This is a genomic window from Mesobacillus subterraneus (assembly GCF_020524355.2).
Taxonomy (GTDB): domain Bacteria; phylum Bacillota; class Bacilli; order Bacillales; family Cytobacillaceae; genus Mesobacillus; species Mesobacillus subterraneus_C.
This window is the reverse complement of the sequence record NZ_CP129019.1, coordinates 4,756,361-4,768,153: the sequence shown is the minus strand read 5'-3', so window position 1 is coordinate 4,768,153 and position 11,793 is coordinate 4,756,361. Positions and strand designations below refer to the sequence as shown.

11 protein-coding genes are annotated in these 11,793 nt (G+C 39.2%); 2 read left to right on the top strand and 9 right to left on the bottom strand.

Features of this window, described 5'->3' with window-relative positions; translation table 11 throughout:
- The first annotated feature begins 74 nt into the window (after positions 1-74).
- Positions 75-1,709, top strand: a complete 1,635-nt coding sequence (locus tag LC048_RS24770; RefSeq protein WP_226604964.1) for a bifunctional metallophosphatase/5'-nucleotidase — start codon at positions 75-77, stop codon at positions 1,707-1,709.
- Positions 1,710-2,042: 333 nt separating this feature from the next.
- The gene (locus LC048_RS24765; protein ID WP_226604967.1) at positions 2,043-3,254 is read left to right on the top strand and encodes a M14 family zinc carboxypeptidase; all 1,212 of its coding nucleotides are present in this window, start codon (positions 2,043-2,045) and stop codon (positions 3,252-3,254) included.
- A gap of 70 nt (positions 3,255-3,324) precedes the next feature.
- Here the strand turns inward: LC048_RS24765 and LC048_RS24760 are convergent, their stop codons facing one another.
- The 9 genes from LC048_RS24760 to LC048_RS24720 all read right to left on the bottom strand — a co-directional run bounded on the left by LC048_RS24760 (position 3,325) and on the right by LC048_RS24720 (position 11,721).
- Entirely contained in the window at positions 3,325-3,777 is a 453-nt protein-coding gene (locus LC048_RS24760) for a VanZ family protein (protein WP_226604971.1), read from the bottom strand.
- A gap of 136 nt (positions 3,778-3,913) precedes the next feature.
- Positions 3,914-5,146 carry a hypothetical protein gene (locus LC048_RS24755; protein ID WP_226604974.1) on the bottom strand — a complete coding sequence of 411 codons (1,233 nt, stop codon included), beginning with the start codon at positions 5,144-5,146 and terminating at the stop codon, positions 3,914-3,916.
- A gap of 66 nt (positions 5,147-5,212) precedes the next feature.
- Positions 5,213-6,466: an HIRAN domain-containing protein gene (locus LC048_RS24750; RefSeq protein WP_226604985.1), complete on the bottom strand. Its 1,254-nt coding sequence runs from the start codon at positions 6,464-6,466 to the stop codon at positions 5,213-5,215.
- A 79-nt stretch (positions 6,467-6,545) separates the two neighbouring features.
- The gene (locus LC048_RS24745; RefSeq protein WP_226604987.1) at positions 6,546-7,082 is read right to left on the bottom strand and encodes a hypothetical protein; all 537 of its coding nucleotides are present in this window, start codon (positions 7,080-7,082) and stop codon (positions 6,546-6,548) included.
- Between the two features lie 378 nt (positions 7,083-7,460).
- Complete coding sequence (locus LC048_RS24740) at positions 7,461-8,858, bottom strand: cell wall-binding repeat-containing protein (RefSeq protein WP_226604990.1); 1,398 nt, start codon at positions 8,856-8,858, stop codon at positions 7,461-7,463.
- 469 nt (positions 8,859-9,327) lie between these two features.
- Entirely contained in the window at positions 9,328-9,792 is a 465-nt protein-coding gene (locus LC048_RS24735) for a DUF5381 family protein (protein WP_226604993.1), read from the bottom strand.
- 17 nt (positions 9,793-9,809) lie between these two features.
- Positions 9,810-10,151 (bottom strand): hypothetical protein, encoded by a 342-nt coding sequence (locus tag LC048_RS24730; protein WP_306049082.1) that lies wholly within the window; start codon positions 10,149-10,151, stop codon positions 9,810-9,812.
- A gap of 150 nt (positions 10,152-10,301) precedes the next feature.
- The gene (locus tag LC048_RS24725; RefSeq protein WP_306049081.1) at positions 10,302-10,598 is read right to left on the bottom strand and encodes a hypothetical protein; all 297 of its coding nucleotides are present in this window, start codon (positions 10,596-10,598) and stop codon (positions 10,302-10,304) included.
- Positions 10,599-10,740: 142 nt separating this feature from the next.
- Positions 10,741-11,721 carry a hypothetical protein gene (locus LC048_RS24720; RefSeq protein WP_306049080.1) on the bottom strand — a complete coding sequence of 327 codons (981 nt, stop codon included), beginning with the start codon at positions 11,719-11,721 and terminating at the stop codon, positions 10,741-10,743.
- Positions 11,722-11,793 lie beyond the last annotated feature (72 nt).

Below are 11,793 nucleotides of genomic sequence, written 5' to 3'. Positions count from 1 at the left end.
TAGAATTGAAGTGTTTGAGCGAGGTAACTAGTTTAATAGCAACATCACTTAAGATTACAAGGAGGAAAATGTTAATGAACTACCGTACCAAGTTCTATCGTAAGTTTTTATCAGTAGCTGCATCTGCTGCGCTTTTGACATCTATTGCTGTACCTGGTGTATCTGCAAATATGAAGGGCGTAAAGCCAGGCAAGCCTTTTGAATTAACGGTTATGCATACCAATGATACGCATGCGCATTTAGATAATGTCGCGAAACGGGTTTCTGCTATTAAGCAGGTGCGTGAGGAAAACACTAACACTTTGTTATTAGATGCCGGGGATGTTTTTTCCGGAACACTATATTTTAACGAGTTTCAAGGACTGGCGGATTTGGAGTTCATGAATCTTGCTGGATATGATGCCATGACATTCGGAAACCACGAATTTGATAAAGGGACCGGTGTTCTAGCAAACTTTGTAAAAGAAGCGGACTTCCCATTTGTCAGCGCGAACGTCAACTTTGAAAAAGACCAAAATATGAATATGCTTGCAAATAGTGAGTTCTCATCAGAAGCGAATGATGGTGAAATCTACAAAGGCATTGTAAAAGAAGTAAATGGGGAGAAAATCGGTATTTTTGGTCTTACTACCGCTGAAACAGTAGACATCTCCAGCCCTGGAGATGATGTCGAATTCAATGATTACCTCAACGAAGCAAGAGAAGCTGTTAAAGCGTTTGAGGAACAAGGAGTCAATAAAATCATCGCTCTTACTCACATCGGACTGAATGACGGCGGCGGCGACAATGACCTTACATTGGCTGAGGAAGTAGAAGGCATAGATGTAATCGTTGGCGGCCACACTCACGTTAAATTGACCGAACCAGTATTTGTCGAGGTTGGAAAAGAACCGACAGTCATCGTCCAGGCTAATGAATATGGTAAGTTCCTTGGTACGCTGGATGTTAAATTCAATAAAAATGGAAGAGTAATTGAATATGCAGGTGAGTTGCTGGATATGAAAAATTATGAAGAAGATGCAGCAGCAGCCCAAATTTTGAACGAGAAATACAAACCTGCTGTTGAAGAGATGAAAAACACCGTAATCGGAACAACAACTGTTGACTTAATTGGTGGAAACCCTGCCGCAAGAACAGGTGAAACGAACCTAGGAAACCTGATTACGGATGGTATGCTCGCAAAAGCACAAACAATCAATCCTGATACGGTGATCGCACTCCAAAACGGCGGCGGTATCCGGACATCTGTGAATGCTGGTGAAATTACAATGTCAAAAGTACTTGAAGTAATGCCATTCGGAAACTCATTAGCAATCATGCAGCTGACAGGTGCCGAAATCAAAGAAGCATTGGAGCATAGCGTGAAGGATGCCCCAACAGCATTCGGAGGTTTCCTGCAAGTATCCGGCATGAAATTCACGTACGACAGCTCCCTTCCAGCTGGCCAGCGTGTGCAGTCAGTTGAGGTAAAAGAAGACGGAGTAAATTACGTAAGTCTGGATCTTAATAAAACATATGCAGTCGCAACAAACACATTTACCGCTAAAGGCGGAGACGGATACGATGTATTCGGGAATGCTTACAGTGAAGGCCGTGTGAGCGAGCCTGGTTTTGTTGACTGGGAAATCTTCACGGAATATGTGAGCCAACAAGAAAACAATACAGTGAGTCCTGTTGTTGAAGGTCGAATCATCGATTTGGCAAACTAAAAATAAAGCAATGGCCAGCAAACAAGGTATGGTTGCTGGCTTTTTTTATCCGAATAACTGTATATCTAGAAAATGAAAAATATAAATATTAGTCACCATTTCTTTAACTCTTGATAAAAACAAACCATCACTACCAAACATACAGGAAAATAGAAATACGCTCCCCTTTCTATATTCTATTCCAAAACTACCATTATGCTAATTCGCTCTAGTACCTTCCACTCATTTATTTCGTAAATCGAAATATTCGACAAATTCTAGCACCCTTTGCTCTATTAAACATCTTAATATAGTTATGAAATTACTTTACAAGTCTAAGGAGTGAAAGAATCTATGAAAAATAGCAAAGTACTAACAGGTTTAAGTGTTCTGGCATTGTGCACAGCTCTTGCGACGCCTACACTAGCTACTAACTCGCCTAACGGAAACCTTTACAATGACAACCAGGTTTACTCTGTAAATGGCTATACTGACTATGCTGAGATGGTGAAACGCCTCCTGCAAATTGAAGCAAACAGCCAGGGCCGAGTTGCTTTGGAGGTTGTTGGTCAATCAAACCAGAGAAGAGATATTTACCAGGCTAGAGTGGGAACAGGTGAAAAGGTTGTCCTGATCGAAAGCGAGATCCATGGAAATGAAAATACCGGAACCGAAGCCTTGCTTAGCATGCTTCAATACCTCGGATCCAGCAACTCGCCTGAAGCACAAAAAATTCGTGAGGAAATCACCCTTGTCACTTTGCCGAAAATGAACCCGGATGCTTCTGAACTGGATCGACGAGGAAATGATATGTCATGGGAAGAGGTAGTCGATGATTTCCCTCAGCTAGCTGATGCTGCTGGCCCAGCATGGAATTATTATAACAACCGGATTATCCAGGACAGGGACTATAATGGCAGACCAGGATTTGACGTAAACCGTGACTTCAACCCAAATTTGGATTATGTCCCTCAAGCCGAGGACTTCCCGGGAACCTCAAGTAAGCCAGGCTGGTACATAACCCCAGAATCACAAACGGTACGTGATGTTTATAAGTCTCTTTTAGCTGAATTCGGAAAAGTGGATGTATTTGTAGATCTTCACCACCAAGGACATTACTATGTTGAAGGAACAGATAACCTTGTCACCATGTCTCTTTCAGCAGACTTCGTCCCGGATCCAAACACAGCAGAAGGCGCAAAGTACGCCGAATATAAGGACAACTATAATTTCGAGTTTTCCAAACAGTTAAATCTTGCTGCGTACAATGCGCTGCAGGCACTTGGTGAAAATTCACCGTTTAACAACATCACGCTATATCAACAAAACCTTGACCTTCCAGGAACAGCTCTTGGCAGCTTTGCATTAAACGGCAGCGGCACAGTCCTTTTCGAAGTAAGGGGACAATCGCATACATTAGGACAGAAGAAAAAGGGACAGCTCGTTAAGGCTGTTGAAACAGGATTGTATGGAATTATTAATGGGGTAGTAGATGGTAGCGTGGAGGAACTGGACGCGGCGGAATATGATAAAATTCCTCGTACCGCTTATTCACCAAGTTTATAAGAGGATGACGAGAAAAGCGGAGGGTGACCCCTCCGCTTTTTTATGTGATTGCTTTATAATACCTTCTGAACTAAAAGCCAATTAGTGCGGCCAGACTCCTGACTTGTTCGCGAATAGACACATCAATTAGAAAAGGCCTTTCATTAAAGTACAGCAAGCCTATTAACAACATTATCAGAATCATGGGATATAGACGAAAAACATTCGAAAGAATCTCTTGCTTAGAAGCAAGAATATAAGATACTCCCAATGTAATGCCCACCCCTGTTGTCACTCCAAAAATATTTGCAATGGCATCAAAGAACTCCGAACTTCTGACTGGATCCAGGTACTGCCGGTACTCTTCAATTATTCCAATAGTTACCAACACAAACCATATAACACTTAACTGGTCTTTGACTCGGTCGCGGTCTGAGATAATTAACATAAAGACACCTATCAATGCTGAGATACCTGCAAAACCAATAAAATGCATCAGCTTATCCATTCCGAACATCAGTTTATAATTTATAATCACTCGCATCACCCTCTTAGGTATCAGCCTAACCATAGTGAGTTAATGATAATCCTAAAGAGGATAAGCAAAAAAGAGATGTATGAACACCTCTTTAGTAAAAAATATGGTCATCAAAACCATCGATTGCCGCTTTATCAAAAATTTAGTCCTGCCATTCCAAAAATTGGCGCAACTCGTTTCCATGATTGATCGCTTTAATTTTCAGCCCCGAAGGGAACTTTATATGATTATCGCCAAAGAAGTCGTCTTTTTCCAGTACTTCATATACAAAATCAATATACCGGTGGTCAACATCATAACCAACTGTTTGTAGTACAGATAAAACAAACTCCAGATCTGGCGTAGAGACATTTTTCTTTATGTTATCAATATAGAGGCTAAAATCATTGCTTCCCCAACTCTCTTTATCATTCACTTCCTTAAAGAAAGTCAACTCTAAATATCTGCTTCCATCTTTCCTGTTGAAGTTAAGCTTTTTGTCAAAGGAAGAAGAAATCTCCACATCAAGCCCTACAGCCTCACTCAATCTCTCCAGTTCACCTAAAACATTGTCAATGTGCTTCTTGATCATTAAGTCTGATAAAAAACTTTTTGCGGTAAAGGAATGCTTTTTAAACTTTTCCAAGAATTGCACCTGGTCATTCATAGGTATTGTAAATGCTGTTTCTTCCTCTAATAACTTAATATACTTTTCAAGTTTACTGGCAATGCGTTCGGGGTCGGAATAAATCTTAGAATCCTCTCTGTCATATGAATAGTAATCGTCATAGGAGTCAAAGTCAGAGTCATTATTATCCACGTATTCATCAGGAACGATCTCCCCATCATGAACTGCTTCCCAATAAAGTACATCGCTGTATTCATTGTCATCATCATGACTGTGATCGACTGTGTACTTGCTCCTTGTGTAAGTTTCAGCAGGTTTATTCTTTTCCGCCCTGCTGACTGTCTCCAGGATAAATTTCATGACAAAAGGATAATGGCCATTTTCATAGAACAATTTTGAAAGATTAAAAGTATCATCCTCATAAATAATTTTTAAACTTTCTCCAGGATTTAAATTTAGATTCGTGTTTCTGAATTGGTAAAGAAAAGCCTCAGTCAAGAACTTCTTTTTAAAGGACTGGTTTTGTATTTGACCAACAGTATCCTTTATGAAAGAATTTCTTAAACTTGATTGCTCGTAAGGAATATTTTTTAAATCTTTATATATATCCTTTAAAAGATGGAATGTGAGGCGATCAACCGGTTTACTAATATAGCTTAGAATAAACTCATTCTTCACCTTATTGTATTGTCTGTTTAATTCATCTTCATAGGGATCTGGTTCATATTCTTCTGCATAGTCGTATTCATCATAGTCATCCTCAAACATATTTAATCCCTCCTGATGATTCTGATAAGACAAGATATCTCCTGAGGAAGATTCTTTGTCTATCCGCTAATTCATTTCAATATATCTCTTAAACTTTTGTCCCAGTTCAGTGACATTAGACAGAACATATGTAATTTCATCAATGTCCCATAACCGTACCTGGCTGCCTTGTGTTGAGTCATAAATGATTGGCGATTCACCATTCACTATGACATGTTTATTAAAAAATCCTTGAAGTAATTTAGTTTCTAACCTGACATCCATTGTACTAAGCCAATTCATCTTATTTTGTGCATATCTGGCATGGGCAGTTTCTGGCAGGATCCGGTCAATAAGGAAACCTAATTGGTAGGCCAACTGAATTAAAATCGCTTTGTAATGACGATGGACAAAATTGGATTCTCTGCCGCCGGCTAGCATGATAGTATTATCGAAGACGCCCTCTAAATCATTGACAAGCAAGTCCGTGATCCTTTGCCTATTCATATAAGGTAAAGCAGCCTTTTTATACTTTTCAAAATCAGTAACTACCATAAGAACTTCATCTCGTGACTCTGCATTTGATTGTCTCAACAGAATTGAATCAAGGTAGACCGATTCATGATTTTTAATGTTTACAGCAGCCGGAATCTTAATGGCAGTGGCAACAGCACCATTTCCTTTGTGATTTCTCTGATTCATTGAATTATAAGATGGTTGAGCCACCGGTTTTGATGGTGTAGTTTTCGGCATTGATGATGAGTTTTCCTTTTTCATTTTAGAAAGATCGTTAGAAATCCTGACTTCAATTCCATAATTATAGCCGTTTCCACCAACAATTTTTTTAATTTCTGCATACAATGTGATTCCTTTATCCATTTGCGGGGCGATATTGGAAGCATAGCCTTTTGGCACCCAGCCAAGACTTCTGCCATTCGAATTATATACCCCGACTGCGTTACGGTCATGCTGGTTGTTCTTATCACGTTTTAGTGTGATTTGATCCCATTCCTCTGTTTGGGCAATAATCCCCTGACGACCTTCGTATGTAACCCCAGTAAGATTCGCACTGAAATGTATATGTTTCTTAGAAATTTCCCAACCGCATTTTTCACAATGGCTTTGCTGGGAATAATGAATATGCTGGCATTTTGTACATTTATATTCTTTTGCATATTTTGATGTTGATGTTGATGAAGTGCGGCCGGTATTCCCATTACTATTGTAACTGCTGCTTGAGTAGCTATTATTGTTGCTGTTGCTACTGCTGCTGGAGCCAGAGCTGCCCCCCGCTGAAGATATGAACCAAATAATAACGATTATGACTAGTAATGTGAACAATGGATTTCACTCCTGGTTTAAATTTTTGTAGTTATCATCAGCTGTTTTAAGCAAGGAAAATGATTTACTGGGGAAATTTTTAATTTAAAACCTCACTAAGCCAGATAGAAGAAGCATCATTTAATTCATTCCAGGAAATCCCTTTTCCTGCAAGGTCAAAAGTATCACCCAAAACTCCAGTATAAAAATAAGCAAGTTGCCTACAAATCATAATGACCGCCCTTGTTAACGAGCCATTCCATTCGGGATTAAATGATGCTGATAATCCCTGTCCAGCCAACCTCAACTCATTTCGGCCATCCAAGCTTCCATAGTGATGACGTAATGCCCGATTCACACCTGCATCCTGGTAAGCAAGCTCCATGAATTGAGTTGCTATTTCTCTTGCACTATGGTTGCATCCTTCATAAAACTCATAAAAATCCGAAGAGTTGTTTTGCTGTTTTTGAAGCGCTAGCGCCAGCCACTTCATGAATGCCGCGTAGCCAAAGGCCATCTCAAGCTGTGTAAATGGCTCACCAGGCCTGTATGATTGCATCTCTTGACCAGCTCTAGTAACCTCTCTTTTTATTAAATTCATCTTCTCTACAGAAACATACTGTGAATAAAATGCCATATAAATAATCCCACCCTAAGACTTTTTAACCATTACTTTATCACTACTCCTTAATTTCTTCGACAATTTCTGATAATCTCCTGCCTTTTTTGGTGAAAAATGGTGATAGTTCTTTTGTCTTAATATTAAAAAATGTCCTCAAATTATTAAAAACCCTGAACTGTCCCTTTTTATCCCTCCTTTCACTTCCGTAATACAGAGTGAATAAGGTCATCCCTCCTTCAGCAAATACAGTTCCATGGAAAAGGAAAGATCATTGATGATATCTATTATCAAGTTGTGGCGGAGGAGGAAAAACAAAGAATCCAAAGTGAGCTTAAAACACAGCTGGAAATGACAAAATCATAGGGACAATTGTCCCTATGATTCTTTTATTTGCTATTGATAAATAATTGACCAAAGCTCATCTTCAACAACCGGACTCACTGCCCCTGTTCCGCCAATAATGGTGTACCATAAAACATCTTCATCTACAAAGAGCTCTTTTGCCGCTGGATGAAGGGTCTTTGGAGTTGTTAAAACAATTGGTTCGACATAATATCCTGCAAGGACTGACCCTGCTAGTGCATCCGCAAAGTTTGTACCTGTGGTAACGAAGGAAGAATCAATTCCTGCTCCAAAGAAGTATTTTGTTACATTCGCCGATGTTTCGTAACGGTTTTGTCCACTGATTCGATAAGGGTCAGGCAATTGGTTATATACATTTTCTGACACTGCCCCTGTCCCGCCAATAACAAATGTATTTTTATATTTCTTTGCTTCAGCTGCCGTTGCAACAGGAAGCTTATTTGCCTCAGTCAACAGGATTGGGGTTCCACTAATAGCGGCATATGACCCAACAGATAGTGCATCAGGATAATTTTGTCCTGAAACCACAATAGAGTTTTCTTGAAGTGGCAGTTTTTTTGCAATCCCCACAGCAGTTTCATACCTGGTGCTTCCCGCAATCCTTTCAACTGTTACTCTAAGTTTATCGTTGAGATAATCTTCAATCGCCCGGGATACCACTCCAGTACCGCCAATGATTGTTACCTTTTCTACACCTAAATCATGAATTGCTTCAATAACAGAATTAGGCATTGAATTCTTTGGTGTGAGCAAAATAGGTGCATCTAAATAGTAGGCTAACGGCGCTGCCGCTAATGCATCCGGGAAGTCTGTACCCGTCGCTAATACAATTTCACTGGCACCACTACCAAACCAGCCTTCATAAGCAACATTCACTGCAGTTTCATATCTATCACTACCAGCAATTCTATCAATACCAGGTTCCATCATCATTGTTGAGAACCTGTATTGTTCGCCTCTTGTTGTATCGTAGTTGTCTGATAACTGCAAAATGTAAGTACCAGGTTCTAAAATAGCCTCGGCATAAAATCCACCTGCATTATCAATAGAACTGCGCACCTCAGGTAAGTCCTCCCTGGTTCCATCTGAGTGTTCCTTATAAATTACAATACTGATTTCACCAGTCACACTAGTGAAAGCTTCCAGCACTTCTCCGTAAAGAAAAAAACCACCTTTTTTCGGAATGGTAATCTTGTACATATCCCGATTTAAATAACTCATCGTTCCAGTGACCTCGTCCTCAAGCGAGATTACATTCGCTTCGTTAAAAGAATCATTCGGTTCCTGTTCTTGAATATATTGGAAGTCTTCATCATTTTGAAACTTCAATGTCTTTTCTGCGTAACCATTGTTAGCTGATGCTGGACTGGAGATTAAAGAGCTTGACAACAAAACAAAAGCGACTAAAAATAAAAGACTTCTTTTCACAAGTTTGCCCCCATTTGTTTAAACCGCGAGTTGAACTGTACCAACGGTTCACCTAAAGTAAATTGCTAAAAATAATATATAGGAAATGACACTTCATATTAGTCGAATTTTGTCGGAACAAAAAAATTTTCTTTAATCTACCATATTTCGAAAAGCGCTTAAATTACTCCATTGAGCCATTCTGGTTTCATCCTATCATTTCAGAAATTTCACCCAAAGCAGCATGACATTATAGTATTCGGAACATACAATCTATGTCCGCTATCAATCTAACTAGAAAACATGGGCGTTCTGCATGTAATCAACAACTTCTAATACTTATAAATAAAGAATCCAGCTTGTGAAAAACAATAAAAAGCCCTCATTGAAAGAGGGATTGGTTTAGTGCAGGAACCGGGATACGTTTCTTCCGTTACACAATATTACATGTTTTTTAAATAACAAAAATAACAGTTCCTGTGCTTTCTGTTTATCTCTTTTTCCGATCGCTGACAATTGCCTTTAATGTTTTGTGGATTATTGGATAATCTTTCTTTGAAACCACATAGTAAGTTGGTATGTAAATAGATTCCCCGCTCTTTATATTCAGTACAAATGCAGGAGTCCTTATTCCTAAGTATCCAGTTTTGATATCATTCTGTTCTTCAACATTTTTAACGGAATCTAACTTGAATGTCTTGTCCCTGACTGTGATGTTTTCCCGGTCGTAGCCGAACATCTTTTTATTATTGAATAAAAGGAAGATAAGCATTATTGCCATTCTGCCAAAAAACAATATTCCGAGAATACCTGCAGCAACAGAAAATACTTTTCTGACAGTAGGAGCTTCCAAATAGATGCTTGCGAGAATCAGGGCCAATCCAGAAAAGATAAAGAGTGCACAAACCAATAAGCGTCCAATAATGGTTGAGGTCCGATATTTTACTATATTCATATTTTCACCTAATACTTTCAAGATATTTTACTGGTTGCCAATTGAGATAAGACTGATTCCAATAATTGTTGCCATTCTATTTTATGAAGAGTTTTAAAGATAATGTTTTTTTCCCTTTCAACCGTCTCTTCCATAATCGCCCATATTCGATCTTTCCCAACAAGCAGCATTACAACATCGAGGAAGTGCGGGAGTCCTTCATCCTCTGTACGAATCAAAGAAAAGTTAACGATATTCCCCTTATTCTTATGAAAATCATTCACGAATTGATCGGCAGTCTCGTCAAGGTTAATCGGTTTCTTTAACTTGACGGATTCCATGAACTCTTCAAAGTTGTTTTCCTTAACTGAAAATTGCAACGAATCCCAGTTTTTAAATTCCGGCTGAAAAAAAGCTGTAATTTCCTCTATTAATTCCCCCTGGTTCAGTTCACTTAAAACGTGAACAATTTGATTTGAGACTAAGTGAAAGATTAGTCCATTTCTGCTGCTATGGGCAGTAAGAACAAATTAGCCATTTTCATTTTCGTTGTAAGCCCGGAACATATTATTGGATGTCGCCATATCCTGTAAAATTTCGCTAAAACCTTCATCAAATGCCTTATTTGGTTTCCCTTCATCAAGGTTCAGCAATATTCCTTTGGTAAATAAACTCCTGGAAGCCGTTTGGAAAATCAGTTCAATACCTTCTTCTGTTACGTCCCCCACACTTTCCTTTAAGATGGAAGATGCAAGTCCGTCATACTGGCAGAATGCCAGAGCAAAACTAAGTTCCTCTGATGATAGTATAAATTCCTGTCGCTTCATTAGCTCATTCCCCCATGGTCATTTGAACAAATCCTTTGCCTAATTGAAACCCTTATTCAATTGTTTATTGACGCTGTTGCCAACATCCTTTATTGCTTCACCAGGTCCTTGGCGAATAATCTTTTCTGAAAAACCTGCTACCTTATCCCCGAGCCAAACACCACCAGATCCACCTATAAATGATCCAACTGCTGCACCACCAGGGCCGAGTAAAGCACCCAGAGTGCCTCCTATGATTGCACCTGCAGCTTGCACTGGATTTAATGATTACGTTAGAAGCCGCCACTGCTATATCCTTGCCATCTAACGTACCTTTTTGATGTTCCCTATATACACCTACACCTTCCTCGGCAGTATTAAAGACTACATCAATAGCATACACCCTTTTCGCAATCATCCTGGGAATTTTTGACGTTGCGATACCATGGACTCCGTCATCTATACCCGTAATGACTGTCTTCAAGAAGTGCGGAAAACTCTTTGCTTTTGAAATACCGATCAACTGTGCTCTTGTCATCTTCTCTAAAAGACTGTCCGCGGTTTTCAACCCCTTCATTAACATGCCTGGATCTCGAAGGGTCTGATCCATTCTTCTTGCTAATGTTTTTAAAAACTCATTGTTTCCCTTGCCCTTTATCCACTTAGCCGTATGGATTACCGCTCTTCCAGGATGGTCTTTCTTTTTTTGGATGCGGATTTGTTTTCCTAAAATAAGTGCGGATGCAATAGCACTTTGAGTAAACACTGCAGTATTTCCATACTTTTCAAGAAATTCAAAAATTGAATCTTCTATGACTTTCTTTTGTTTGCTGTCTTTCCCGCTAGTTTTTGCAGCAATTTCACTCACATGATGTGAATTAATCCTTCTCTCAGCATTAGTATATTTCCCCATAGAAATCTCTACAAAAGACTTTAGTCCTGATAATTCATGTTGAATTGTATTTCCCTTGCTTACCGCTTTTGTAAGCCTGGCTTCAATCTGTTGGCGGTTTTTTATTCTGTGGTCGATAGAATTTTTTAAAGATATCAACCCTCCTCCAATATTATCTAGTCCGTTTATTTGCCGTACTAAGCCATTATTAGTACTCCTGACATGCTCCAGATGGATTTTTATCGAAGACAAACTAACCACCTCCCTGGAATATAGTCCTTTCAAAATATTATAGATAATACGAATAAAAATGTAAAACATTAC